The 25090-nt window shown below is 29.3% G+C and carries 25 protein-coding genes and 1 pseudogene; 16 read left to right on the top strand and 10 right to left on the bottom strand.

Annotated elements, in window-relative coordinates; translation table 11 throughout:
* The 3 genes from L8V88_RS06460 to L8V88_RS06450 are packed head-to-tail and all read left to right on the top strand — an operon-like array spanning position 1 to position 2355.
* Positions 1 to 216 carry a type II toxin-antitoxin system Phd/YefM family antitoxin gene (locus L8V88_RS06460; protein WP_039618043.1) on the top strand — a complete coding sequence of 72 codons (216 nt, stop codon included), beginning with the start codon at positions 1 to 3 and terminating at the stop codon, positions 214 to 216.
* A gap of 2 nt (positions 217 to 218) precedes the next feature.
* Positions 219 to 962: an alpha/beta fold hydrolase gene (locus L8V88_RS06455; RefSeq protein ID WP_263683534.1), complete on the top strand. Its 744-nt coding sequence runs from the start codon at positions 219 to 221 to the stop codon at positions 960 to 962.
* Positions 955 to 2355, top strand: coding sequence for a Mur ligase family protein (locus L8V88_RS06450; RefSeq protein ID WP_263727286.1), 1401 nt, complete (start codon positions 955 to 957; stop codon positions 2353 to 2355). The genes L8V88_RS06455 and L8V88_RS06450 overlap by 8 nt, the downstream gene beginning before the upstream one ends.
* 11 nt (positions 2356 to 2366) lie before the next feature.
* On the opposite strand, the gene flgH is transcribed toward L8V88_RS06450, so the two are convergent.
* Positions 2367 to 3068, bottom strand: a complete 702-nt coding sequence (flgH, locus tag L8V88_RS06445) for a flagellar basal body L-ring protein FlgH (protein ID WP_263664106.1) — start codon at positions 3066 to 3068, stop codon at positions 2367 to 2369.
* A gap of 85 nt (positions 3069 to 3153) precedes the next feature.
* Between flgH and pta the strand changes: the two genes are divergently transcribed.
* Positions 3154 to 4623 carry a phosphate acetyltransferase gene (gene pta, locus L8V88_RS06440; RefSeq protein WP_318529686.1) on the top strand — a complete coding sequence of 490 codons (1470 nt, stop codon included), beginning with the start codon at positions 3154 to 3156 and terminating at the stop codon, positions 4621 to 4623.
* 8 nt (positions 4624 to 4631) lie between these two features.
* A complete protein-coding gene (locus L8V88_RS06435; protein WP_263727285.1) occupies positions 4632 to 5816 on the top strand; it encodes an acetate kinase in 1185 nt (394 codons plus the stop codon).
* 29 nt (positions 5817 to 5845) lie between these two features.
* Here the strand turns inward: L8V88_RS06435 and L8V88_RS06430 are convergent, their stop codons facing one another.
* The 9 genes and pseudogenes from L8V88_RS06430 to aspS form a co-directional block, all read right to left on the bottom strand.
* On the bottom strand, positions 5846 to 6616 hold the full coding sequence (locus L8V88_RS06430) for a MetQ/NlpA family ABC transporter substrate-binding protein (protein ID WP_263724045.1): 771 nt from the start codon (positions 6614 to 6616) through the stop codon (positions 5846 to 5848).
* Between the two features lie 70 nt (positions 6617 to 6686).
* Positions 6687 to 7892 (bottom strand): glycosyltransferase, encoded by a 1206-nt coding sequence (locus L8V88_RS06425; RefSeq protein ID WP_263727284.1) that lies wholly within the window; start codon positions 7890 to 7892, stop codon positions 6687 to 6689.
* 9 nt (positions 7893 to 7901) lie between these two features.
* A pseudogene (locus tag L8V88_RS06420) lies at positions 7902 to 8558 on the bottom strand (methionine ABC transporter permease); the annotation flags it as partial.
* A 2-nt stretch (positions 8559 to 8560) separates the two neighbouring features.
* Positions 8561 to 9517: a methionine ABC transporter ATP-binding protein gene (locus L8V88_RS06415; RefSeq protein WP_263727283.1), complete on the bottom strand. Its 957-nt coding sequence runs from the start codon at positions 9515 to 9517 to the stop codon at positions 8561 to 8563.
* A gap of 3 nt (positions 9518 to 9520) precedes the next feature.
* Positions 9521 to 12133, bottom strand: coding sequence for a valine--tRNA ligase (locus L8V88_RS06410; protein WP_263727282.1), 2613 nt, complete (start codon positions 12131 to 12133; stop codon positions 9521 to 9523).
* Positions 12134 to 12211: 78 nt separating this feature from the next.
* Positions 12212 to 13243, bottom strand: coding sequence for a hypothetical protein (locus L8V88_RS06405; RefSeq protein ID WP_263727281.1), 1032 nt, complete (start codon positions 13241 to 13243; stop codon positions 12212 to 12214).
* Between the two features lie 37 nt (positions 13244 to 13280).
* Positions 13281 to 13799 (bottom strand): inorganic diphosphatase, encoded by a 519-nt coding sequence (ppa, locus tag L8V88_RS06400; RefSeq protein WP_120759358.1) that lies wholly within the window; start codon positions 13797 to 13799, stop codon positions 13281 to 13283.
* 10 nt (positions 13800 to 13809) lie between these two features.
* Positions 13810 to 14382, bottom strand: coding sequence for an adenylate kinase (locus L8V88_RS06395; RefSeq protein ID WP_263727280.1), 573 nt, complete (start codon positions 14380 to 14382; stop codon positions 13810 to 13812).
* The gene (gene aspS, locus L8V88_RS06390; RefSeq protein ID WP_263727279.1) at positions 14379 to 16130 is read right to left on the bottom strand and encodes an aspartate--tRNA ligase; all 1752 of its coding nucleotides are present in this window, start codon (positions 16128 to 16130) and stop codon (positions 14379 to 14381) included. The genes L8V88_RS06395 and aspS overlap by 4 nt, the downstream gene beginning before the upstream one ends.
* Positions 16131 to 16215: 85 nt before the next feature.
* On the opposite strand from aspS, the gene L8V88_RS06385 reads away from it, so the two are divergent.
* From L8V88_RS06385 to L8V88_RS06335, 11 genes are all read left to right on the top strand, one after another.
* On the top strand, positions 16216 to 17046 hold the full coding sequence (locus L8V88_RS06385; RefSeq protein WP_263675634.1) for an NAD(+)/NADH kinase: 831 nt from the start codon (positions 16216 to 16218) through the stop codon (positions 17044 to 17046).
* A complete protein-coding gene (locus tag L8V88_RS06380; RefSeq protein ID WP_263727278.1) occupies positions 17046 to 18560 on the top strand; it encodes an AAA family ATPase in 1515 nt (504 codons plus the stop codon). Before L8V88_RS06385 ends, L8V88_RS06380 begins: the two co-directional genes overlap by 1 nt.
* A gap of 62 nt (positions 18561 to 18622) precedes the next feature.
* Positions 18623 to 19867 carry a response regulator gene (locus L8V88_RS06375; protein WP_263727277.1) on the top strand — a complete coding sequence of 415 codons (1245 nt, stop codon included), beginning with the start codon at positions 18623 to 18625 and terminating at the stop codon, positions 19865 to 19867.
* Entirely contained in the window at positions 19858 to 20655 is a 798-nt protein-coding gene (locus L8V88_RS06370) for a TatD family hydrolase (RefSeq protein WP_263727276.1), read from the top strand. Before L8V88_RS06375 ends, L8V88_RS06370 begins: the two co-directional genes overlap by 10 nt.
* Positions 20655 to 21806 (top strand): lytic transglycosylase domain-containing protein, encoded by a 1152-nt coding sequence (locus tag L8V88_RS06365; protein ID WP_263724056.1) that lies wholly within the window; start codon positions 20655 to 20657, stop codon positions 21804 to 21806. The genes L8V88_RS06370 and L8V88_RS06365 overlap by 1 nt, the downstream gene beginning before the upstream one ends.
* Entirely contained in the window at positions 21742 to 22581 is an 840-nt protein-coding gene (locus L8V88_RS06360) for a septal ring lytic transglycosylase RlpA family protein (protein WP_263727275.1), read from the top strand. Before L8V88_RS06365 ends, L8V88_RS06360 begins: the two co-directional genes overlap by 65 nt.
* A 4-nt stretch (positions 22582 to 22585) precedes the next feature.
* Positions 22586 to 23074, top strand: a complete 489-nt coding sequence (locus L8V88_RS06355) for a 3-deoxy-D-manno-octulosonate 8-phosphate phosphatase, YrbI family (RefSeq protein WP_039618077.1) — start codon at positions 22586 to 22588, stop codon at positions 23072 to 23074.
* 17 nt (positions 23075 to 23091) lie between these two features.
* The gene (locus L8V88_RS06350) at positions 23092 to 23571 is read left to right on the top strand and encodes a hypothetical protein (RefSeq protein WP_263727274.1); all 480 of its coding nucleotides are present in this window, start codon (positions 23092 to 23094) and stop codon (positions 23569 to 23571) included.
* Entirely contained in the window at positions 23553 to 24011 is a 459-nt protein-coding gene (gene lptA / locus L8V88_RS06345; protein ID WP_263727273.1) for a lipopolysaccharide transport periplasmic protein LptA, read from the top strand. Before L8V88_RS06350 ends, lptA begins: the two co-directional genes overlap by 19 nt.
* Positions 24008 to 24607 (top strand): ribosome biogenesis GTP-binding protein YihA/YsxC, encoded by a 600-nt coding sequence (gene yihA / locus L8V88_RS06340; protein ID WP_039628248.1) that lies wholly within the window; start codon positions 24008 to 24010, stop codon positions 24605 to 24607. The genes lptA and yihA overlap by 4 nt, the downstream gene beginning before the upstream one ends.
* Positions 24597 to 25088, top strand: a complete 492-nt coding sequence (locus L8V88_RS06335) for a hypothetical protein (RefSeq protein ID WP_263727272.1) — start codon at positions 24597 to 24599, stop codon at positions 25086 to 25088. The genes yihA and L8V88_RS06335 overlap by 11 nt, the downstream gene beginning before the upstream one ends.
* The last annotated feature ends 2 nt before the right edge of the window (positions 25089 to 25090 follow it).

Here is a 25090-nt window from a genome sequence, read left to right as displayed (position 1 = left end):
ATGGCTACTTTTAGCAAAGATGAAATTTATACTGCAACTGAAGTAGTAAGAAATTTCAGCACTATGCTTGAAAAAACAAAAAAAAGTGAAAATAGCAGGGTGGTGATAGTAAAAAATAATAAATTTGAAGCCGTGCTTTTAAGTTTTGAAGAATATGAGCGTTTAAATGAAGCTGTAATGCTTTTAGAAAAAATTTATAAAGATAAAAAAGGCTAGAAATGGCAAAAACTAGAGTATATTCTAATGGATATTTTTATAATTTAAGCTATGAAATCATCAATCCAAAATGTGAAAAAACAATTCTTATTTTACACGGTTGGGGTGCTAATAAAGAGCTTATGAAACAAGCTTTTGAAAAGTCTTTGAATGATTTTAAACAAATTTATTTAGATTTACCTGGTTTTGGAAATTCAAGCATAGATGCACCTATGGATTCTTATGCTTATGCCAAGGTTGTAGAAGACTTTTTAACTACAATTGAGCAAAAGGCAGATTATTTAATGGGGCATTCTTTTGGCGGGAAAGTTGCGACTATTATGTGTCATAATGCTAATTTTCAAGGTTTGATTTTGCTTTCTAGTGCAGGTGTGGTTTTGCCAAAAAGCTTTAAAGTGAGGTTTAAAATAGCCTTGTTTAAGATTTTAAAAAATCTTCCTTATGGGGATTTTTGGAGGAAATTTTTTATTAGCAAAGACGCTCAAGGCATGAGTGAAGTGATGTATGAAACCTTTAAGAAGGTTGTTAATGAAAATTTAGAAAATGAATTTCAAAAGCTTAAAAACCCTATTTTGATTTTTTGGGGTAATGAAGATAAGGCTACGCCTTTAAAAAGTGGAGCGATTATTCATTCTTTAGCACAAAAGGGAAATTTTTTTGCATTAGATGGGGATCATTTTTTCTTTTTAAAACATGCTGATTTTATAAATGAAAAAATACATGAGGAATTTTTAAAAAATGATTAGTATGATAGCTTTTTTAAGTTTGAATTTTTTACTTGGATTTTATCTGATTTTAGCTTTGCAATGGTATTCTTATAAATTCTCACGCATAATTTTACATTTTGCTAAGCCTTTGTGGCATTTATATTTTTTAATAATTCCTTATTTTGCTTTTGTGTTTTCTTTATATAGTGGAAATTTTTATTTATATTTTATAGTTTTTGCTTTGTCTTTGTTATATGGTGGATACTTATATAAAAATTTAGATAAAAAGCTAGTTTTTACTGCTAGGATTAAGCGTTATTTTTTATTTTTGTCGCTTTTTACTTTAGTATTTATGCCATTTTTTTGGATAGGTTTGGAAGCTTTAGTAGCTGCATTTTTATTTAGCTTTTTAGTAGAAAAAATAAACCAAAATACATTTATAAAAAAGGCAAATAAAAAGATTTGTGATAATCCAAATTTAAAAATTATATTAATTACTGCAAGTTTTGGAAAAACAAGTATAAAAAATTTTTTATACGAACTTTTAAAAGATGAGTTTAAGTGTTATAAAACTCCAAGAAGTGTTAATACTTTCATGGGTATAGTAAAAGATATCAATGAAAATTTAGAAAATAATACTGAAATTTATATCGTAGAAGCTGGCGCAAGAGAGCAAAATGATATTTTAGAAATTACAGAGTTTTTAAATCCTCAAATTTGCATAGTAGGTGAGATCGGTTTGGCGCATTTGGAGTATTTTAAAACTCAAGATAATATCCGCAGTGCTAAGTTGCAAGCTTTAAAATCTAAGCGCTTGGAAAAATACTTTTTACACTCAAGCACCTTATATGAAAATGAATTTTATGATGATTGTTTAAGTGATGTTAGGGCAAGTTTAGAAGGTTTAGATTTTAAAGTAAGATTAGATGATAATATTTATGATTTTCATGCGAATTTATTAGGTGCTTTTAATGCTTATAATATTAGCGTGTGTATTTTACTTGCTCATTATTTAGGAATAAAAATAGAAAATATTATAAAAAGTGTATCAAATTTAAAAGCAGTAGAGCATCGTTTGCAAGTGATTTCTAAAGAGCCTAAATTTATCATAGATGATGGTTTTAATGGAAATTTTAAAGGTATGAGTCAAAGCTATGAGCTTTGTAAAAACTATCAAGGAAGAAAAATTTTGGTAACTCCTGGTATAGTTGAAGTTAATGAAGAAGAAAATATAAAATTATGTAAGATAATCAACGAATGTTTCGATTTTGTAATTATTACTTCAGAGGCTAATAGCACGATTTTGCAAAAACATATTACATTAGATTTTTATGTATTAAAAGAAAAATCTCAACTTGTACAAGCTTTATCAAAATTAACCCAAAATGGAGATTTGATTTTATTTTCTAATGATGCGCCAAGTTTTATGTAAAACCATTTAGCTTAAAAAGGCCAAATGGTTTCCATGAATTTTGTTCCCCAAGGCTTACGCGTTGATTTATCTATATCACCTTCTGTTTTATAAAGAATTTTTGCATCAGCTATGTATTTACTATCTATCATGTTATCTTGAGAAATATCATAAGGTCTTATAACCCCACTTAGCTGAATGATTTGTTTTTCACCGTTAATTAAAAGCTCACGACTTCCTTCTATAAAATAATTTCCATTAGATAAAACTTTAATCACTCTAGCAGAAATGGTGGTTTGGAAATTTTCACTTCTAGTTTGGCTTCCTGTGCCTTGATATTGTGAAGTGCTTGCTGTGGTATAACCTATATTTGTATAATCATTGATAAAATCTCTAGCTTTGCTAAGTCCAGCACCAGTGGTTACTTGTCCTCCGCCTAAATTAACATTATTGTTTTTACTTGTAGCTTTAGAGCCTTGTGAGTTTTGTGTAGCATTTTCTCTAATGACTACGGTAACTAAATCATTTACATTCATTGCTTTTTTATCAGAAAATAAAGGATTATCTCCTTTACCAAACAACGATCCAGGGTTGCTTTGGGTGTTATGATTTTGCTTTGGAGCTAATTCTTCTACATAAGTTGGAGGTTTCATATTAATATGTGGATCGACTGTGGCGCTACAACCAAACATTACAAAAGGTAACAAGTAAAAATTAACATTTTTAAATTTCATAGCTTTATAACCTTATATTATTGTGATGAATTTTAAAATTATTATATTACAAAAAAACAATTATTTTGTTAAAAAAGAGGAAAAAATGAAATCCATGTTTTTATTAAATTGTGTTGATGAGAAATTTTTAACACAGTCTTTAGGAAAAGTTCAAGGTAAAATAGCTTTTTATTTTCCTGTTTTTTGTGAAAAAAATAAAGAAAAAATTGCTTTAATATGCTCAAAAACTAATACTAAACTAGATTTTTTTAGCAGTTTTGAAAAAAATGATTATCAAAGCAAATTTACTCAAAATTCAAATGACTTTTTTAAAAAAATAATTCAAGATTATGAAAAAATAAAAAAGGAAAATGATTTTGTTATAGTGGTTGGAGTAGATGATTTTGGCTTGATGGGAGATTTGAGTTTAAATATAGCCTTAGCTAAAGAGTTAAATGCTCCATTATATGCAAAAAGTCAAGGTGAAAATCATACTATGTTAAATTTTTTACTAAGCCAAAAGCTTAGCGACTTTGTTTTGTTAAAAGAAAATAAAGATTTTACTCAAGATTTATTACAAGAATATACTTATAAAACTCAGGCAAGATTTTCTTATGAGCTTTTTGAAAAAGCAAAAGCAGATAAAAAAATAGTGGTTTTACCTGAAAGTTTTGATGAAAGAGTATTAAAAGCTAGTGAATTTTTGATACAAAATGAAATTGTTGATTTGATTTTGCTAGGTGATAGCAATGAAATTTGTGCGAAAGCTAATAGTTTAAATATCAATATCGATGGTGTGCGTATTATAAATCCTAAAAATTCTCAATATAATGAAGAATTTGAAAAGCTTTTATATGAAGCTAGAAAAAGCAAAGGTATGAGTAAAGAAGAAGCTAAAAAGTTAGTGCAAGATAAAACTTATTTTGCGACTTTACTTGTGCATACTCAAAAAGCACATGCTATGGTAAGTGGTGCGAGTACAACTACTGCTGAAACTATTCGTCCTGCTTTGCAAATTATCAAAACAAAACCTGATGTGAGCTTAGTTTCTGGTATGTTTTTTATGTCTTTAGAAGATAAGGTTTTGGTTTTTGCTGATTGTGCTGTTATGCCAAATCCAACCCCTGAGCAACTTGCTGAAATTGCTTATGTGAGTGCAAATAGTGCTAAAGCTTTTGGACTTGAACCTAAAGTGGCTTTACTTTCATATTCTAGTGGAGATAGCGGAAGCGGGGCTAGTGTAGATGTAATTAAAGAAGCTACTAAAATAGCTAAAGAAAAATATCCTCAACTTGAGCTAGAAGGTCCTATACAATTTGATGCAGCATATGATATGCTAACAGCAAAAAGCAAAATGCCAAATTCTAAAGTGGCAGGAAAGGCAAATGTATATGTGTTTCCTGATTTAAATGCGGCAAATATTTGCTATAAAGCAGTGCAAAGAACAGCAAATTCTTTAGCTATTGGCCCGATTTTACAAGGTCTTAAAAAACCGATTAATGATTTAAGTAGAGGTTGTTTGGTAGAAGATATTGTTAATACTGTGATTTTAAGTGCTATTCAAGCACAAGAATAAGGAGAAAAATGAAAATATTAGTTTTAAATTCAGGCTCATCTTCAATTAAATTTAAGCTTTTTGAAAAAGATGAAGCCCTAGCATCTGGTTTAGTGGAAAAAATAGGCGAGCAAAGCTCTAAAATAGAACTAAAAGATCTAAAAAGTGGTCAAAAATACAAAAAAGAATTAGCGATTAAAGATCATGAGCAAGGTATTGAATTAGTAAATGAACTATTTGCTCAAAGTGGAATTTTACATGATTTAAATGAACTTGATGGATGCGGACATAGGATAGTTCATGGAGGTCCAAATTTAACCAAACATTGTTTAGTGGATGATGAAATTTTAAAAGAAATTGATAGAGTTGCTCATATAGCACCTTTACATAATCCTGCACATTTAATAGGTATTAAAACTATGATAAAAGCAGCTCCAAAAGTTCCTAATGTGACAGTTTTTGACACAGCTTTTCATCAAAGCATGCCTGATTATGCTTATATGTATGCTTTGCCTTATGAATTTTATGAAAAACACCAAGTTAGAAAATACGGCTTTCACGGCACTTCACATTCTTATGTAAGTAAACAAGCTGCGCATATACTTGGTAAAAATATTAATGAATTTAATGCAATTAGTGCGCATCTTGGAAATGGTGCGAGTGTTTGTGCTATAGAAAATGGAAAATGCGTAGATACTTCTATGGGCTTTACACCGTTAGAAGGTTTGATCATGGGAACTAGATGTGGAGATATTGATCCTGCTGTATTGCCATTTTTGGCAAAAGAATTAAATTTAAACCCGTCTGATTTAGATACTATAATGAATAAAAAAAGTGGTGTTTATGGAATTTGTGGGTTTAATGATTTTAGAGATATTGAAGCGCAAATTGAACAAAACAACGAAAAAGCAAGACTTGCTCTTGATATGTTTTGTTATCGTTTGAGTAAATATATTGGCTCATATTTTGCGATTTTACCTAGAGTCGATGCGTTGATTTTTACAGCTGGTATAGGCGAAAATGATGATATTGTTAGAGCAAAAGTTTGTCAAAGACTAGAGCATTTGGGATTTGATATAGATTTAGATAAAAATGCACAGCTTAGAAATAGCGAGATTAGTAAAGAAGACTCTAAAATTAAAATTTTAATTGTTCCAACAGAAGAAGAATTAGAAATAGCTAAAATTACCACAGAACTTATTAAAAATAAATAACCTTGAGTTTTAAAACTCAAGGTTTATTTTTAAAATGCAGGGACTACTGCACCTTGGTATTTTTCATTGATAAAATCTTTTACTTTTTGACTTTGTAAAGCCTTTACTAAAGCTTTGATTTTAGGATTGTCTTTATTATCTTGAGTGGTTACTAAGATATTTGCATAAGGACTTTCTTTACTTTCTATTAAAATAGAATCTTTTACAGGATTTAAATTTGCTGATAAAGCATAGTTTGAATTAATCACTGCAAAATCAACATCATCTAAAGCTCTTGGAAGTTGTGCTGCTTTTAATTCTTTAAATTTGATATTTTTTGGATTATCTTTAATATCAAGTGGAGTTTTTAATGCACTATTTTCAAAACTAACGAGCTTGGTACTAGCGATAATATCTAAAGCTCTGCTTTCATTTGTTGGATCATTTGGTACAGCTATGGTAGCATTTTGTGGAAGATCTTGGATGTTTTTATATTTTTTAGAATAAACTGCCATTGGTTCGATATGAACTTTTGCAACGCTAATTAATTTTGTGCCTTTATTGGCATTAAACTCATCCAAATAAGGCTGATGTTGGAAGAAATTTGCATCAAGTTCTTTGCTATCTGTGCTAAGATTTGGTAAAATATAGTCATTAAATTCTTTAATTTCCAATGTATAACCTTCTTTTTTTAATAAATCTTTAGTTTGTTCTAAAATTTCAGCGTGAGGAACAGGTGTCGCACCTACAGTAATAACTTCATTAGCAAATAAACTTGCACCTAAAATTGTGCTTGCGGCGAGCAATTTTAACAATTTCATTTTAACTCCTTTTTATAGTTTTTAATATGCTTGATTATATTGTAAAAATATTAATAAGATAGGAAAAGTTTTATTTTTGTTTGTTTTTGTATTCTTTGGCAAAATGTTTGAGTTCTTTTATAAAATCTACATAACCACCTTTGTGCCAATTTTTTTGAGCCTTAATAAGAGCTTGTCCGATTTTATAAGAATAAGTATTTTGGTTTTTAATACCCTCGCTTTTATAATCATCATAACTTGATAAAGGTGGAAGTTTAAGATAAGGTTTTGTTTTTAAATCTTTTTGATATTGCTTGGCAAGTTTTGTGTGTTTATAGTAAATCTTTAACAAAGTAAAAGGTAAAAAAGGAATTTTTTTCTTATTTTTAGTGCATTCTATAAAAGCATAGCCTAGTTTGTATGATAAATGATATCTTGTGCGTTGGACGGATTGTTTATTATCTTTATAAAAAGATCCTGTATATTTACTTCCACCAAGTTTTAGCCATTTTTCATAATATTCTTGCCATTTGGGCCATGTTTGATTGCAAAATTTACTATTCCAAAAACGACTATTAGTTCCACAAGCGTGAACTATAGAAGCATTTTGCGTAAGATTTGTAAGATAATGAGTACTTCCTGTGTATTTGTCTTTTAAATCTTTAACTTTAAAGTGATTTTCATAAGCCATTAAGGAAAAAATTCCTTGATCTTGCCAGTTTTTAGTATTTTGTGAAAGATAATTATAGATAAACTGATAACACTGTAAAGGATTTGGTATAAGATCAGTAAAAACTAAAATCCCTGTTTGATATACACGCTTATTATTATGATTTTTTTCTAAAGGTAGAGCTGTTTGAAGCAAAGTTTTACCTAATCTTGCACCAAAATGATATTTTCTAGCTCTTAATTTGCTAAGTTCATCTATACTTTTTAAAAGTAAAACATCAAAATCAAGATAAATAATACTTTCGCATTCATCTAAAAACTTAAAAGCTTCAAATCTTGCAAAAGCCATATGCGTCCATCTTTTTAAGAAAAATAAATTATTAATATCATTTTGATTTTTACTAAGAGTGGCTAAAAAATCTTCTTGAGTAAAAGGAAGAAATTTAATTGTTTTATTTTTAACAATTTTTTGCATGATATTTTGATCATTCAAGCTAAAACCATCATGTAAAATGTAAAACACATCTACCTTCTCACCCATAACATCCATAATGTTAATGAGCAAGGTTCCTATGGTAAAGCTTGAATTTTTAGTCGCTGCTAGCAAAATACCAAGTTTATGTTTCATTGTTTATCTTTTGGTGATTTTATAAAGAATATTTCCTATAAATTGTATGATTTGAACCAAAACAATTAAAATCACAACGGTTTGAATCATAATATCAGTTCTAAAACGCTCATAACCATAGCGAATAGCTACATCGCCCAAACCACCACCACCAACAGTTCCTGCCATAGCGGAAAATCCTATTACGATGATTAAAATCAAAGTGATACCATTAATAATGCTTGGTAAAGCCTCACTAAACATAACTTTAAAGATAATTTGTGCTTTGCTAGCTCCATAAGATCTTGCTGCTTCAATGATAGCAGGATCAATTTCTTTAAAAGCACTTTCAATCATTTTAGCTAAATAAGGCGCAATTCCTATGGTAAGTGGTACTATGGTAGCAGTTGTTCCTATACTAATACCAATGAGATATTTTGTAAAAGGGCTTAAAACTACAATGAGTACTAAAAATGGAAAGGATCTTAAAATATTGATAATAAAATCAAGCACACTGTAAATGCTTTTATTTTCCCATAAGCCACCTTTATCAGTAACAGTAAGCACAATTGCAGGGATAAGTGCGATTAAAAAGGCTAAAAAAGTGGCTGTAAAACTCATATAAAGAGTTTCTAATAATGCCGGATAAAGTATATTTTCAAAATTTTTTAAAATTGCTTCTAAATTCATTACACAAGCTCCCAAATAACGCCATTTTCTTGTAAATAATTTAAAACTCTTTCTTGATCTTTAGCTTCTATATTGATTACCAAATTTCCCAAAGCATTGTTGTTTAGTTTTTCTATTTTACCCCAAACTATATTAAAATCAATATTTAAACTTCTAGCCATATGAGTGATTATGCTTTGATTTGCTTTTTCTTTGCAAAAATATAAGCGCACATTGACTCCATTTTGTGGTAAAAAATCACTCTCCCCTAGAAATTCACGCATTTTTTCACTTGGCTTTAAGAATAAATCTTCAATTTTCCCTTGACCTATGATTTGTCCATGCTCTAATAATACAGCCTTTTGTGCTATTTGCTTTACTGCCTCCATTTCATGAGTTACTAATACTACGCTGATGTTAAATTCTTGATTGATTTTAGCAATAAGCTCTAAAATATTGTTTGTAGTATTTGGATCAAGTGCAGAAGTAGCTTCATCGCTTAGTAAAATTTTAGGATTTAAAGCAAGGGCTCTAGCTATGGCTACCCTTTGTTTTTGCCCACCACTTAGTTCATTTGGATATGCCTTGCTTTTAGCTAAAAGTCCCACAAGATCTAAAAGCTCATTAACTCTTTTTTGAATTGCGCTTTTGTCAAAATTATGAATTTCTAAAGGCATAGCTACATTTTCAAATACACTTTTTCTACTCATAAGTGCAAAATGCTGAAAAATCATCCCTATATCTTTTCTAAATATTCTTAACTCTTTTTCTTTTAAGGTAGCTATTTCTTTACCAAAAACTTCTACGCTACCACTTTGATAATTTTCCAAACCATTAATACATCTTAGCAAAGTTGATTTTCCTGCCCCACTGTGTCCAACAAGAGCATAAATTTCTCCTTCTTTAACTTCTAAAGAAACATCATTTATAACTAATTCTTTGCCATAATATTTTTTAAGATTTTGTATTTTTATCACTTATTAGCCTTCTAAATTAGAAATTTCATCATTGATTTTATCAAGTTGAGTTTTAATGCTTTCAAGTTGAGTTTTATTTTGCTCAACAACCGCAGCAGGTGCATTAGAAATAAATTTTTCATTTTTCATCATAGCATCTAGCTTGTTAAAATCTTTTTCAAGTTTTGTTTTTTGACTATTAAGCCTATTTAAAACACCGCTTAAATCAAGATCTTGAGTTGGTATAAATACTTCTAAATTCTCACTTACATCTCTAATAGATTTTTCTAAATTTGCATTGATAAACTCGATTTTTTCACATTTTGCAAGTGTCGAGATGAAATTAGTGTAATTTTTTAACTCAGCTATTAAACTCTCATCGTTTAATTTTATACAAGCTTTTTGAATTTTTGCATTTGCAAGTTCTACTAAGGTTTTTGCACGGCGTAAACTCACTATACTTTCTATAATGATATTAAATAATTTTTCTATTTTTTCATCTCTAGAATTAAATTTAGGATATCTTGAAATCATTATAGACTCATGAGTTTGGATAGAAGTTTTACTTAACTCATGGTATAAATACTCACTAATAAATGGCATAAAAGGATTTAAAAGCTTTAATGCTTCTTTAAAAATGCTTCCAAGTTCTTTTATACTTGATTTTTCAGCCTTACTAAGCTCGATCCCCCAATCACAAAATTCATCCCAGAAAAATCTATACAAAGTATTTGCCGCATCATTAAAGCGGTAATTATCTAAATTTTCTCTTGTTTCTTTTACGCATACTTCAAAACGAGACAGTATGTATTTTGCCAAGTTAGTTTGAATTTTGCTTTTATCTAAATCTTCAAATTTTTCTTCATTTAAAAGTAAAAATTTGCTTGCATTATAAAGCTTATTCGTAAAATTTCTAACTTGTATGAGTTTGTCGTTGCTTAATTTTATATCTCTACCTTGGATAGCTAAAAGAGCAAGGGTAAAACGCAAGATATCAGCACTGTATTCATCCACACTTTGCACAGGATCAATGACATTACCTAAAGACTTACTCATTTTTCTACCTTGCTCATCTTTAACCAAAGCATGCAAATATATATCTTTAAAAGGAAGCTCACCTAAGGCATTAGTACTTTGAAACATCATTCTTGCAACCCAGAAAAATAAAATATCAAAGCCGGTGATTAATAAAGAATTTGGATAAAAATCTTTTAAGTCATCTTCATGCCAAAGTGTGTTTTTACCCCAGTCTTTATTACCCCAACCTAAAGTACTCATAGCCCAAAGACCTGAAGAAAACCAAGTATCTAAAACATCAGGGTCTTGTTTGAAATTAGTGCTTTGGCATTTTGGACATTGATTTGGAGTTTCTTCGCTTGCCCATTCATGAGAGCATTCACAATAATACACAGGAATTTGATGACCCCACCAAAGTTGTCTTGAAATACACCAATCTTTTAAATCCCTCATCCAAGCATTAAAACTATTAATCCAATGTGCAGGGTAAAATTTACTTCCACCAAGATTAACTTTTTCTATGCTTTCTTTTGCGATTTCATTTTTTACAAACCATTGTTTAGAAATGTAAGGTTCTACTACATTTTTACAACGATAACAATATCCTACTTGATTAGTATAATCTTCTATTTTTTCAACAAAATTTTTTTCTTGTAATTCTTTTATAATAACATCTCTTGCATCTAATCTTTCTAAGCCTTTAAAATGCAAGCAATGTTCATTTAAAATACCTTTTTCATCAAAGATAGTAATAAAATCAAGTTTATGTCTTAAGCCTACTTCATAGTCATTATGATCATGTGCTGGGGTTACTTTTACAAAACCTGTACCAAATTCCATATCTACATGCTCATCAGCAATAATAGGAATTTTTCTATCTATTAAAGGTAAGATGACATTTTTGCCTATTAAGTGTTTAAATCTTTCATCGTTTGGATTAACCATCACAGCGCTATCGCCAAAATAAGTTTCTGGCCTTGTGGTGGCTACTACAATGTATTCTTGAGAATTTTCTAAGAAATATTTTAAATAATATAATTTTCCTTTATTTTCTTTATGTTCTACTTCTATATCACTTAATGCTCCATCATGAGTACACCAATTTACCATGTAATTTCCACGCACAATAAGCTTTTTATCATAAAGATCTACAAAGGCTTTTTTTACCGCATTTACTAAACCTTCATCCATAGTAAAGCGCAAACGACTCCAAGCAGGAGTGATACCCAAAATTCGCATTTGCTTAACTATGGTACCACCGCTTTGTTCTTTCCATTCCCATACTTTTTTTATAAATTCTTCTCTACCAAGTTCTTCTTTTTTAATGCCTTGAGCTAAAAGTTGTTTTTCTACAACATTTTGTGTTGCAATCCCTGCATGATCAAGCCCTGGTTGATAAAGAGTCTTATAACCATCCATTCTTTTATAACGCGTTGTGATATCTTGTAAAGTACAAGTTAGAGCATGACCTATGTGCAAAACGCCTGTTACATTAGGTGGAGGCATCATAATGCAAAAGTTTTTGCCTTTTTCTTGAATTTTTTCATTACCATTGATTTCAAAATATCCGCGTTCTTCGCAAATTTTATAATATTCTTTTTCTAGTGATTTATCATACATAATTGCTACCTTGAGAATGAAAATAAATTGTTATGTTAGCTTAAAATTGTTAAAGAAGTTTTGAAATTTAGAAATTAGTTATAAAAAACTAATTTCTACTTTACGATTATTTTGTCTTTGAGAATCAGACTTATCTTTAGTAGGGTAGGTATCTTTTCCCAAAGATTCTATTTCTATAACCTCAGTAAAACTAAAGAAATGTTTGGCCACATTCATTGCTCTATTTAACCCTATCATATAGTTTGCAAAAGTGCTACCTCTATCGTCTGCATAACCTTGAATTTTAACTCTTTTGAGTATATCTTCTCTTGCTAGATTTTGATTGATTTTTTCCAGTAAATTTTCATTGCTGTATTCGCTATACCCATTTCTTTCAAATAAAAATTTCAAATCAGAAATTTTAACATCTACATAATTGTATTTTTTCTTATTTTTAGCAAAAACAATATCTTTATTATATATGCTTAGTTTCATATTGTCATTTGAAAGCATATCAATAAAAATAGTTAAATTATAATCTTGGGAATTAACTTTAACAGGATTAATCATTTCTTTTAACATATCAATTCTATAATCACTTAAGCTTTTTCCATCTAATACATAAACTTTAACAAAATCATCACTCAAACTTGGCTCATATCTGCTAGTTTTACCTTTTGCAATGTATTCTTGCATGGTATTTTTATATTTTGTTGTTGTTTCTTTTTTTATACTTGTTTGTTTGTTGTTTTCAACGAGAACTTTTTGTTTTTCTTGGGTTGCTTTAGGTGTAATAGTTTCATTTTTAGAAACTTCAGCTATATTTGTTTGGGTTGTTGGTGCAACTTCTTGAGTGTTTTTATTTTCATCCATGATAGGATTATTTTGCACTGGAGTTTCTTCTTTTAAGAGCTCTTGAACTGTTTGTTGTGATTGATAAGTATTATCACTTATATTATTTCTTTCTTGATTGTATTGAGTACTTGGCGGAGTGTAGCTTTGATAAGAACTACTTTTTTTATAATCATATACATAAGTATTTGAATCATCTTCAAAATACCACATATAAAAACCAATACTAGCGCCTATTAGCACCACAAAAGCTATACTAAAAGCAATAATACTTTTCATTTTTTATCCTTTGTGAAGTCCTTAAAAGGACTTTTGATTATTTATAATTTTTAATAGAATTTTCTAAAATTTCACTTGCTTTTTCAATGCCTGCAAATTCTTTTACTTTTACCCATTTATTAGGTTCAAGCATTTTATATGTTTCAAAGAAATTTTTGATTTTATCTAAGCTTGCTTTTGGTAAATCATCTAAACTTTTAATATTATCATATCTTGGGTCAATTTTACTTACAGGAACAGCTAGTAATTTTTCATCCATACCGCTTTCATCTTCCATTAACAATACTCCTATTAAACGACAAGGAATCACAGCTCCTGCTTGGATAGGGTATTCATTTAAAACCAAAACATCAATAGGATCGCCATCATCTGCAAGAGTATTTGGTATAAAACCATAGTTTGCTGGATAAAACATAGCTGAATACATCACACGATCAACCATGATGGCTCCGCTTTCTTTATCAAGCTCGTATTTAATGTTTGATCCATAAGGAATTTCAATAACTGCATTAAGTTTGTTTGGTACTTCTCCAACTTTGATTTTGCTAATATCCATTTTTTATCCTTTATTTTAATAAATCATTGATTAAATTTTTCATATCAGCTACGATAGCTTCAATACTTCTTTCACCATTGATTACATGGTGGATATTTTCTTTAGTATAAAAATTTGTTATTTCTTCTAAAGGTTCTAAATAAACTTTCATTCTATTATTAAAAACTTCTTCGTTATCATCAGCACCTCTAGCACGCCCTAAAACTCTTTCTCTAGCAACTTCTTCGCTAACTTTAACTTCTATAACACCTTTTAAATTTACTTCATTTTGATTTTTTAATACCTTATCAAACTCAAGCATTTGTTCAACACTTCTTGGATAACCATCTATAAGTATCGTGTTGGTTGGTGCATTTTTTAAAGCAGTGATGATGGTATTTACAACTACATCTAGTGGAACTAAATTTCCTTTAGAAATAAAACTATCAATAGTCTTTCCAAGTTCGCTTCCACTAGCCACTTCTGCTCTTAGTAAATCACCTGTAGAATAATGAGTAATATTTGCATCATCTGTAGCTATAATGCTTGCATCAGTTGTTTTGCCACTACCTGGTGCGCCTATGATTAAAAATAATTGTTTCATTTAGTATTCTCCCTTAATCTTATACCTAATTCTCTCATTTGTTCATTGCTTACTTCGCTTGGAGCTTGAGTCATAAGACATTGCGCTCTTTGTGTTTTAGGAAATGCTATAACTTCTCTAATGCTTGAAGATTTTGTTAAAAGCATGATAAGTCTATCAAGGCCTATTGCTATACCACCATGTGGCGGTGCTCCAAAGCTTAATGCATCAAGTAAGAAACCAAATTTCTTTCTTTGTTCTTCTTCATCAATATTTAAAAGTTTAAAGACTTTTTGTTGGATAGGGCTTTTATGAATTCTTATGCTACCACCACCTAATTCTACACCATTTAATACCACATCATGTGCAATAGAATTAATCTCTTCTAAATCTTGCTCATCAATATTTTTTGGCATAGTAAATGGATGGTGCATTGCAGAATAGCTTCCATCATCATTTTGTTCAAACATAGGAAAATCAATAACCCATAAAAATTCTAACTTATCCTCATCAATAATTTTCATTTCATCAGCAAGGAATAATCTAAATCTACCCATATAATCAAGCACGGTTTTCTTAGCTCCTGCGCCAAAAAATACTACATCTCCAACTTCTAATTCACATCTTTGAATTAAAGCGTTTAAATCCTCTTCACTAAAGAATTTGCAAAGTGGACCCTTAGGACCATCTTCTTTCATTTGTATGAATGCAAGTCCTGCCGCTCCAAATTTGCGCACAAATTCTTCAAATCTTTGCATTTGGCGTTTAGAAAAAATCGTATCGCCTTTTGGAACTCTTAAAGCTTTAATGCGATTTTTCTTCGTATCTTTTGCGATATTTGCAAAAATTTCGTTATTTGATTTTGCAAAAATATCAATTACATCAATAAATTTCATATCAAATCTTAAATCAGGCTTATCAGAACCATAATTTTCCATAGCTTCTTTATAACTCATTTGTCTAAAAGGTATGCTAATTTCTTTTCCGCAAGCTTTGAAAATATCTTTGAGTAAATTTTCTGCCATAGCTATGATATCTTTTTGCTCACAAAAACTCATTTCTATATCTATTTGAGTAAATTCAGGTTGGCGATCTGCTCTTAAATCCTCATCTCTAAAGCATTTTGCAATTTGAAAATATCTATCAAATCCTGAACACATTAAAAGTTGTTTGAAAAGTTGAGGACTTTGAGGTAGGGCATAAAATTCGCCTTGATGTACGCGTGATGGTACTAAATAATCTCTTGCGCCTTCTGGAGTTGCTTTAGTTAAAATAGGAGTTTCAACCTCTAAAAATCCCATTTTTGCTAAAGAATTTCTTGTTGCTATACAAGCAGTTGATCTTAGAGCAAAATTATCATAAAGTTTTTTACTTCTTAAATCTAAAAATCTATATTTTAATCTTAATTCTTCATTCACGCTTTCATCGCCTATAGCAAAAGGTATTACAGCGCTTTCATTTTCAATAGTAAGTTTGCTTATAACAACTTCTATTTCCCCGGTTTTTAATTTTGGATTTACAAGTCCTTCACCGCGTGGGCGAATTTTTCCTTGAGCTATTAAAACATATTCATTTCTTACTGATGAAGCTATATTGTGTGCTTCTTGATTATCTGCAGGATCGCATACTAACTGTATAAGTCCGCTACGATCTCTAAGATCGATAAAAATTACACCTCCATGATCACGGTAAGAATTTACCCAACCACATAATGTTACTTCCGCGCCAACATTTTGTATGTTAAGCTCTGTATTGTAATGAGTTCTCAAAATTTTTCCTTAGCTTAATTTTGTTCAATTTTGTTATTATAGTATTTTATTCTTTTGCTTAGCTAAGTTTTGTTATAATTTTTTTATGAAAAAAAATATAAATATAGAAAAAATTCAAAAAATAGGCTTATTTTGCAGGTTAAATACAAATTTAAATGAGCAAATTGCTTTTTTAAAAACAATTTTTTTGCAAAAAAATATAGAGCTTGTATTATTAGAACAAGAAAAAATTAATTTAAAAGATTTACAAAAATTAGATTTTTTGATTTCTTTAGGTGGGGATGGTACGCTTTTGTCTTTATGTAGGCAAGCTTATCAGGCTAAAAAGCCTATTTTGGGGATAAATGCAGGAAATTTAGGTTTTTTAACAGCCCTTTCTTTTAATGAGATAGAAAGTTTTTTTGAAGATTTTTTTAAAAGTGATTTTAAAATAGAAAAAGCCAAAATGCTTCAAATTACTTTGTATAAAAAAAATAAGATTATCAAAAAATTTGCTTTTAATGACGCAGTTTTTTCTCGTGATAATGCTTTAATGGCAAATGTGGAAGTTTTTTTTGAAAATAAACTTTTTAATGCTTATTATGGAGATGGTTTAATCATAGCTAGTTCAAGTGGTTCAACTGCTTATAATATTAGCGCAGGTGGGCCTATAGTTCATCCTTGGAGTGAAATTTTTGTTCTAACTCCGGTTTGTTCTCATTCTTTAACCCAAAGGCCTATAGTTTTACCTTATGGTTTCGAGCTTGAACTAAAAGTTGAGCATTGTTTGTTGTATTTAGATGGGCAAGAAGTGATTGATCCTAAAGAATATGATAGAATTATTATAGGACTTAGTAAAAAAGAACTTAGTTTTATACATAAAAAAGATAGAGATTATTTCCAAGTTTTAAAAGAAAAGTTAAATTGGGGTAAGTGATGATAGAAAGTATTTTGATTAAAGAAAATTTAGGTTTTAAACAAGCAAAATTAGACTTAGAAGTGGGACTTACTGTCTTTACTGGCTTAAGTGGTGCTGGAAAATCGGTGCTTTTTAAGGCTATTTTGGCAGCATTTGCTCTAAGTGAGAGTGAAGCTAAAATGGTAGAAATTTTGTTAAATGATGAACTTGAATTAGATGAGTTTGGTATCGAAAATGAAGAATTAAATGTATTTAAACTTTTAAAAGATAAAAGCTCGCGTTATTTTATCAATAATCAACTTATTTCAAAAAAGAATTTAGCCTTGCTTTCTAAGAAATTTGTAAAATATCTTTCAGCTAAGGAAAATAATGAGTTCTCAAATGAAAGATTTTTAAACTTACTTGATTTTATGCAATCAAAAGAGGATAAGAAATTTCAAGATTTTTTAAATGAATATAAAAATATTTATAAAGAATATATGGAAAATAAAACTAAATTAGAAAAAATTCAAGAAGAAGAAAAAAAAGTAGAAGAATTAAAAGAATTTACGAGCTTTGAAATACAAAAAATTCAAAGTATTAACCCAAAAATTGGCGAATTTGATGAGTTGATGAGTTTAAAAAAAAGACTTTCTAAAAAAGACAAAATTGACGCTGCTTGGAATAGGGCAAGCAGAATTTTTGAATTAGAATCAGCAGTGATTGAAGCTTTGCAAATTAGTGATGTTGATAGTTCATTTTTTTCAGAGTGTTTAAATGAATTAAGGGCAGTGTGGGAAAATCAAAGCTTTGACGATTTTGATTTTGATATAGAAGAAGTACTTGATAGGATAGAAAAACTTTCTTCTTTGATTTCAAAATATGGAAGCATAGAAGAAGCTTTAGAAGCTTTAGAGAAGAAAAAAGCAGAATTAGCTCATTATGAAAATTTAAGTTTTGAAAAAAAAGAATTAGAAGAAAAAGTTCAAAGTGCTAAAATGCTTTTAGATGAGAAAAGTCAAAAATTAAGTACTTTGCGTAAAAAAAGATTAAAAGAGCTTGAAAAATTACTGAATCTTTATCTTGAAAAACTTTATATGAAAGAAGTTAAATTAGAACTTAAAGATTGTGCTTTAAGTATTTTAGGTAAAGATGAAGTGAGTTTAAATATCAATGAAGCTAGTTTGAAAAATTTAAGCTCAGGCGAGATAAACCGTCTAAGACTTTCTTTTATTGCAACTGAATGCAATGTTACTAATAAAGCTAGTGGTATAATATTTTTAGATGAAATTGATGCAAATTTAAGTGGTAAAGAAGCTATGAGTATAGCTGAAGTTTTAAAAGAGCTTGCTAAGTTTTATCAAATTTTTGCAATTTCACATTTACCACAGCTTTCATCAAAAGCAAGCAACCATTTTTTAGTAGAAAAAATAGGAAATGAAAGTAGGGTAAGAAAAATAGAAAAAGAAGAAAGAGTAAGAGAGCTTGCTAGAATGGTAAGTGGGGAAAATATTACCCAAGAAGCTTTAGAATTTACTAGAACTTTACTTTAAAAATAAAAAGTAAATTTTCTATATGGTATAATAATAGTTTTAAATTACAAAGAGAGTTGGCTATGGAAGAAAAAATTTTAATTATTGATGATAATAAAATGCTTACAAAGCTTTTGGCAAAAAAAGTAGAAAATACTTTAGGTTTAAAAGTAGATGTTGCTTTTGATATGAGCAGTGCTAAAGAATTAGTGAAAAATGATTATTTTATGGCTTTTGTAGATCTTTGTTTGCCAGATGCTCCTAATGGGGAAGTGGTAGATGTAATTTTAGAAAAAAATATTCCTGCTATAGTGCTTACAGGAAGTAGTGATGGACAAACGCGTAAGAAATTTATGGAAAAAGATATTATAGGTTATATTCAAAAAGAAAGCGAAAGCTGTATTGATGAAATGCTAAACTCTATTAGAATGCTTCAAAAAAATAATAAAACTAAAATTATTCTAGCAATCGCAAATGTAACTTTACGTGCAGAAATGAAAAAAAATCTTAATAATCAACTTTTTAATGTCTTAGCAGCAGCGCATGGAGAAGAAGCGCTAAATTATTTAAGTGATAATCCTGATACAAAATTAGTAATTTGTGATGCAACTATGCCTGTAATTAATGGGGAAGATTTGCTTGTAGAAATTCGCTCAAAATACTCTAAAATAGAGCTTGGTGTGATTATGGTTGGAGATAAAGATGATGCGCTAGAGGCAAGAGCTTTTAGAAAGGGTGTGAATGATTATGTGATTAGACCTTTCCAAAAAGAATCACTCAATTGTAGAGTGAATAATTGCTTAGATTATATGCAAAAATGTGTTTTACTTGATGAGTATAGTTTGGGTAAAGATTTGCTAACAGGACTTGATGATTATGTAAATTTTGAAAAAAGATTTTTAGATTATTTAGAAGATATGCAAGAAAATGAAGAAATGGCTTTGGCATTAATTGATATAGACAATCTTGCAACAATTAATTATGAGTTAAGTTATGATTGTGGCGATGGAGTAATAAAACACACAGCTAAAAAAATCAAAGATCAAATTCGCGGTATGGACTTAGCAACTAAAATTGAAGATGGTAAATTTTATGTACTTTTAAAAAATACAGATAATAAAGAAGCGTTAAAAGCTTTTTCAAATATAAGAGTAAATATTGCTAAAGAAAGTGTTCTAATAGCTTTAGATGAGGTTGATTATAGTGTTTCTGTGGGAGTTGCTTTTGGAGTTAAAACAAGTCAAATGCAAGATTTACTTAATAATGCTCAAAAAGCACTAGATTTAGCTAAGTCTAATGGTAAAAATAGGGTAGAGGTATGTTTTTAGATTGTGATTTTAGTGAAAAAATCATAGATACGCATTGTCATCTAGATAGCCAAGTTTATTTTGGATATTTAGATGAAATGTTAAACCATGCCTTTGCTAATGGAGTAGATAAAATCGTCATACCTGGTGCGGATATAAAAGATTTACCAAGAGCAAGAGAAATTGCACATGATTATGAAAATGTGTATTTTTCTTGTGGGGTACATCCTTATGATATAGATGATTTTGATTTAGATATTTTAAAAGAATTTATAAATGATAAAAAATGCGTTGCAGTGGGCGAGTGTGGGCTTGATTATTATCGCTTAAGGGCTGATGAGGATGAAATAAAAGCAAAGCAAAAAGAAGTTTTTATAGCTCAAATTCAACTAGCTATTGAATATAAAAAGCCTTTGATTGTGCATGTGCGTGAGGCTAATGAAGATAGTTTTAATATTTTAAAAACATATGCAAAAGATTTACAAGGTGGTGTTTTGCATTGTTTTAATGCTAGTGAGCTTTTACTTCAGCTAGCAGATGATGGTTTTTATTTTGGTATAGGTGGGGTTTTAACTTTTCAAAATGCAAAAAAATTAGTAGAGGTTTTACCTAAAATTCCAAAAGATAAGCTTGTTTTAGAAACAGATGGACCTTATTTAACCCCAGAACCACATCGTGGCAAGGTAAATGATCCTATTTTGACGCATTTTGTAGCTCAAAAAATGGCTGAACTTTTAAATTTATCAAAAAATGAAATAATAAAACTTACTAATTTTAACGCTAATCGTTTGTTTTTCCAAGGTTTATAATGAAAAAAAGCTTTTTGTTTTTTATTTTAGTATTATTATGTTTAAATGCTAAGGCCTTGCAATTTACTCCAGAGCATTACACGCAACAAGCACAAATCTTAAGAAATTTAGATATAGAAGCAAGTTATCTTAGTGATATGATTTTTTTAGAATTTAAAGAATCTTCCATGGATATGCATTCTAAAACTTTAGTAGATACGATGAGGGAATTTTATAAAATTACTCCGATTATCCGTAAAATATTAGAAAAAGAAAATATTCCTCAAGAATTTTTATACTTAGCGATTGTAGAATCTGGTTTAAAAATTCATAGTATTTCAAGAACTAAAGCAGTAGGTGTTTGGCAATTTATGAAACCAACGGCGCAAACTTTGGGTTTAAGGATAGATCCTTATGTAGATGAGAGAAAAGATTTAGTAAAATCAACTTATGCAGCTATTACTTATTTAAAACAATTAAAAGAGCAGTTTGGAAAATGGTATTTGGCTATTTTAGCTTATAATTGTGGTGATGGTAAATTACGTCAAGCTATAAAAAAAGCAAAAAGTGATGATTTAAGGGTTTTGCTTGATCCTGATAAAAAATACTTACCATTAGAAACTAGAATTTTTATTAGAAAAATTCTTACTATGGCATTTTTGGCTAATAATAATGATTTTTTAATTTCACAAGATAGTGCCTTGCTTAATTACGCCCTATCAAGTGAAGTTAAAAAAATCTCAGTTCCCCCAAGTGTTTCTTTAAGAGAGCTTGCTAAAGTAGCTAAAATGTCTTATAATGAATTTAAACGTTATAATCCACATTTTAATTATGACTTTACTCCACCTGATAAAAAAGATTATTACATGTATATTCCTTTAAGTAAAAGCGTGGCAGTAGAAAAGGCATTAGAGAATGTAAAATTAGCTAAGGTGGATACAACCATTCCGCATACAAAAATTTATATAGTAAAAGAGGGTGATAGTCTTTATACTATTGCAAGAAAACACAAAATAAGTGTTGAAAGCATAAAAGAATATAATAAAATCAAAGGAAATTTAATCAATATCAATCAAAAACTTGTGTTAAAAATTAAGGAGAATAATAATGCAAAAATTAAAACAACTCAAAAAATATCAAAAAACTCTCATACAAAAGTCGTTAGTCGTTAGTTGTGTAGGGGTTTTGTTCAGTGCTTGTAGTATGGTACCTATTAGCACGCCTACTGTGTATTACCCAGAAAGAGATTTTAAAAGTATAAAGCATAATAATACAAGCTTAAAAGGCACTATGAAGCCTTACACTATTAATGGTAAAACTTATTATCCAACAGTAGTAGAAGTAGGTGAGACTGCTGATGGTATAGCTAGTTGGTATGGTCCGGGTTTCCATGGTAAAAAAACTTCTAATGGTGAAACTTATGATCAACACGCATATACCGCAGCTCATAAAACTTTACCTATGAATACCATAGTAAAAGTAACTAATTTAAAAAATCATCGTCAAACTACTGTTAGGATTAACGATAGGGGACCTTTTGTAGCAGGTAGGATTATAGATTTATCTAATATGGCTGCAAGAGATATAGATATGATTCAAGCAGGAACAGCTCCTGTAAGACTTGAAGTGATTGGCTTTGGAACAAGTGCAAGTTCGGGTTCGGTGCATACTAATTCTAATTTAGGCAGCAGTGGAGAGATTGCTGATAGTGGTCATATTTTCCAAGGTGGATCTTTTATGGTGCAAATTGGAGCATTTAGAAATAAAAGTGGTGCAGAGCTAATAGCAAGTAGATATAAAAATTATAATTCTTACACTTCAACTATACAAACAAGTGCTAAAGATGGCTTACATAGAGTATTTTTAAAAGGTTTTAGAAGTGAGCAAGAAGCAAGAGATTTTGTTGATAGTGGATCTTTCCCAGGTGCGTTTATAGTAAGAGAGTAAAATCATGATAGAACTTATTTTTTTAGATGTAGATGGTTGTTTAACAGATGGTAAAATCATCTACACACAAAATTATGGTGAGATTAAAGAATTTAATGTAAAAGATGGCGCAGCAATTGAGGCTTGGCAAAAGCTTGGTAAAAAAGTTGCTATCATTACAGGTAGAACTAGTGAGTGTGTGTATTTTAGAGCTAGGGATTTAAAAATTGATTTAGTCTATCAAGGTATTAGTGATAAACTAGCTTGTGCTAAAGAAATTTTAGAAAAATTAAATTTGGATTTTTCTCAATGTGCTGCTATTGGGGATTATTATAATGATATGAGCTTGCTTGAAGCAGTTGGATATAGCTTTAAGCCAAAAGATGCACACAAGGCTTTAAAAACTGATAAAGTTTTAAACAGAAAAGGTGGTAATGGAGCAGTGAGTGAGATGATAGAAATTTTAATTGAACATAATAATATGCAAGCTCAATGGGATAAACTTTGGCGATAAAAATTTTTGCTATATTAATGAGTTTATTCGCCTTTGTTATGGTGATTTTAAGTACTCAAGATCCTTATTTATTTGCCATAAAACCACAAAAGGTAGATGTGGCAAATATGCAAGCTTTTGATGTGCTTGATTATGAGTTAAATGCTAGTGTAATTAAGGCTACATATCAGGCAAGTCGATGGGTAAAATACCAAGATAAAGATATTTTTGATGATTTTAAAGTGCAAGCGCTTGATTATAATTTAAGTTCAGATTTATTAGTAAGAAATGATGAAAAATCCATTTTAGAAGGTAATGTAAGTTATTTTGATCATAATCAAACTTCTATTTTTACCCAAAAAGCAACTTATGATATGAAAAATAAAATTTTATTTTCTAGTGATAATTTTAAAGCATATATAGGTTTAAATGAGGTTTTTGGGGATAATTTTTTATATGATGTGAATCAAAAAGAATTAAAAATTCAAGGAATAAAAGCATGGTTTTTAGAGCAATAATTTTTTTGTGTTTGTTAAATTTATTTGCATTTAGTGCACAAAAAATAGAAGTTTATGCTAAAGATTTTTATTTAGATGAAAAAAACGAAACAAGTGTATTAACCGGTGATGTGGAAGTTAAAAAAGGCAAAGATATTTTAAATTCGCAAAAATTAGTTATTTATATGAAAAACAAACAACCTATTAAGTATATAGCTACTAAAGATGCTAAATTTAAGATCATGATGAAAGATAAAACTTATCATGGAAGTGGTGATGAGTTTGTTTATAATGTAGCTAAGGATACATATGAGATTAATGGCAATGCAAAAATCACAGAAATGCAAACAAAAAAAGAACTCATAGGGGATAAAATCATAGTAGATAGAAAAAATATGACTTATAGAGTAGTGAGTAAAGATAAAAAACCTGTGAAATTTGTATTTGAAGTAAAAGAATGATACTAAATGCTAAATTTTTAATTTCTGCTTCCAAAATAGACGAAGCCCCACAACCTATATACACTGAAATCGCTTTTTTAGGACGCTCTAATGTGGGTAAAAGTTCTTTGATTAATACTCTTTGTAAGAATAAAAATTTAGCAAAAAGCTCTTCAACTCCGGGCAAAACCCAACTTATTAATTTTTTTGAAGTTGATTGTAAAAAAGATGAGGATAAATTTAAACTAGTATTTATTGATTTGCCTGGTTTTGGTTATGCGAAAGTGAGCAAAAAAACTAAGGCTATTTGGAATAAAAATTTAGATGAGTTTTTAAAAGAGCGCAGTTCTATTAAACTTTTTATCCATCTAATAGATTCAAGGCATGATAATTTAGATATTGATACAAATTTGGATTTATATTTAGATTCTTTTATCAGAGCTGATCAAAAAAAAATAACAGTTTTTACAAAAGCAGATAAGCTCAATCAAAGCCAAAAAGCAAAAATTTTAAATGCAAATAAAAATGCCATTTTGGTGTCAAATTTGAAAAAAAGTGGTATTGATAAATTAGAACAAAAAATCATTTTAGAGAGCTTGGGTTTTAATGAGGAGTAGAAATTTAGTAAAAAATAGATTTGATTTTTCTTATTTATTTTTTTATCTATCTTTGATTTTTTATCAAGTACTAAGCTCTGTGTATTACTGGATGCCTCCTTTGTTTGGGGTATTTTTTTGTTATATGATAGTGCTTTTAAAAGAAAAAGAAAGAACCCTTAATAAACTTGATTTTAGATGGTATTTTTCTTTGTTTTATCTTTTATTAATTGATGTTATTCATGGATTTTATCTTTTTAGCTCATGGATAGCTTTTTTTATTTTTTATCATTTTTTTGTGGATTGGTTTAAAAGTAAATTAAAACTAGGACATTATTTGCTCGTTATATTCACTTTATGTGCTTATATTTTCATCTATCTTTTTGATGTGTTTTTAGCATATTTAGATAATAATGAAATTTTAAAATTTGGTATTGAATATTTATGGTTTTTTGCTGTTGAAGCTTTGATTTCTTTTGTTATTTTTAAAGGAAAAATCTGATT

Source organism: Campylobacter sp. IFREMER_LSEM_CL2101 (assembly GCF_025771825.1).
Taxonomy (GTDB): domain Bacteria; phylum Campylobacterota; class Campylobacteria; order Campylobacterales; family Campylobacteraceae; genus Campylobacter_D; species Campylobacter_D lari_C.
This window is presented reverse-complemented; position numbering and strand designations above follow the sequence as displayed.

What these genes read in the sequence shown, in the direction of transcription:
- L8V88_RS06350 (WP_263727274.1), top strand. Translation starts at nt 23,092, where the DNA reads ATGAGTTTATTCGCCTTTGTTATGGTGATTTTAAGTACTCAAGATCCT.
- L8V88_RS06385 (WP_263675634.1), top strand. Translation starts at nt 16,216, where the DNA reads ATGAAAAAAAATATAAATATAGAAAAAATTCAAAAAATAGGCTTATTT.
- L8V88_RS06430 (WP_263724045.1), bottom strand. Translation starts at nt 6,616, where the DNA reads ATGAAATTGTTAAAATTGCTCGCCGCAAGCACAATTTTAGGTGCAAGT.
- L8V88_RS06380 (WP_263727278.1), top strand. Translation starts at nt 17,046, where the DNA reads ATGATAGAAAGTATTTTGATTAAAGAAAATTTAGGTTTTAAACAAGCA.
- L8V88_RS06425 (WP_263727284.1), bottom strand. Translation starts at nt 7,892, where the DNA reads ATGAAACATAAACTTGGTATTTTGCTAGCAGCGACTAAAAATTCAAGC.
- lptA (WP_263727273.1), top strand. Translation starts at nt 23,553, where the DNA reads ATGGTTTTTAGAGCAATAATTTTTTTGTGTTTGTTAAATTTATTTGCA.
- L8V88_RS06405 (WP_263727281.1), bottom strand. Translation starts at nt 13,243, where the DNA reads ATGAAAAGTATTATTGCTTTTAGTATAGCTTTTGTGGTGCTAATAGGC.
- L8V88_RS06455 (WP_263683534.1), top strand. Translation starts at nt 219, where the DNA reads ATGGCAAAAACTAGAGTATATTCTAATGGATATTTTTATAATTTAAGC.
- pta (WP_318529686.1), top strand. Translation starts at nt 3,154, where the DNA reads ATGAAATCCATGTTTTTATTAAATTGTGTTGATGAGAAATTTTTAACA.
- L8V88_RS06375 (WP_263727277.1), top strand. Translation starts at nt 18,623, where the DNA reads ATGGAAGAAAAAATTTTAATTATTGATGATAATAAAATGCTTACAAAG.
- L8V88_RS06460 (WP_039618043.1), top strand. Translation starts at nt 1, where the DNA reads ATGGCTACTTTTAGCAAAGATGAAATTTATACTGCAACTGAAGTAGTA.
- L8V88_RS06410 (WP_263727282.1), bottom strand. Translation starts at nt 12,133, where the DNA reads ATGTATGATAAATCACTAGAAAAAGAATATTATAAAATTTGCGAAGAA.
- L8V88_RS06450 (WP_263727286.1), top strand. Translation starts at nt 955, where the DNA reads ATGATTAGTATGATAGCTTTTTTAAGTTTGAATTTTTTACTTGGATTT.
- flgH (WP_263664106.1), bottom strand. Translation starts at nt 3,068, where the DNA reads ATGAAATTTAAAAATGTTAATTTTTACTTGTTACCTTTTGTAATGTTT.
- yihA (WP_039628248.1), top strand. Translation starts at nt 24,008, where the DNA reads ATGATACTAAATGCTAAATTTTTAATTTCTGCTTCCAAAATAGACGAA.
- L8V88_RS06355 (WP_039618077.1), top strand. Translation starts at nt 22,586, where the DNA reads ATGATAGAACTTATTTTTTTAGATGTAGATGGTTGTTTAACAGATGGT.
- ppa (WP_120759358.1), bottom strand. Translation starts at nt 13,799, where the DNA reads ATGGATATTAGCAAAATCAAAGTTGGAGAAGTACCAAACAAACTTAAT.
- L8V88_RS06365 (WP_263724056.1), top strand. Translation starts at nt 20,655, where the DNA reads ATGAAAAAAAGCTTTTTGTTTTTTATTTTAGTATTATTATGTTTAAAT.
- L8V88_RS06335 (WP_263727272.1), top strand. Translation starts at nt 24,597, where the DNA reads ATGAGGAGTAGAAATTTAGTAAAAAATAGATTTGATTTTTCTTATTTA.
- L8V88_RS06360 (WP_263727275.1), top strand. Translation starts at nt 21,742, where the DNA reads ATGCAAAAATTAAAACAACTCAAAAAATATCAAAAAACTCTCATACAA.
- L8V88_RS06395 (WP_263727280.1), bottom strand. Translation starts at nt 14,382, where the DNA reads ATGAAACAATTATTTTTAATCATAGGCGCACCAGGTAGTGGCAAAACA.
- L8V88_RS06435 (WP_263727285.1), top strand. Translation starts at nt 4,632, where the DNA reads ATGAAAATATTAGTTTTAAATTCAGGCTCATCTTCAATTAAATTTAAG.
- L8V88_RS06370 (WP_263727276.1), top strand. Translation starts at nt 19,858, where the DNA reads ATGTTTTTAGATTGTGATTTTAGTGAAAAAATCATAGATACGCATTGT.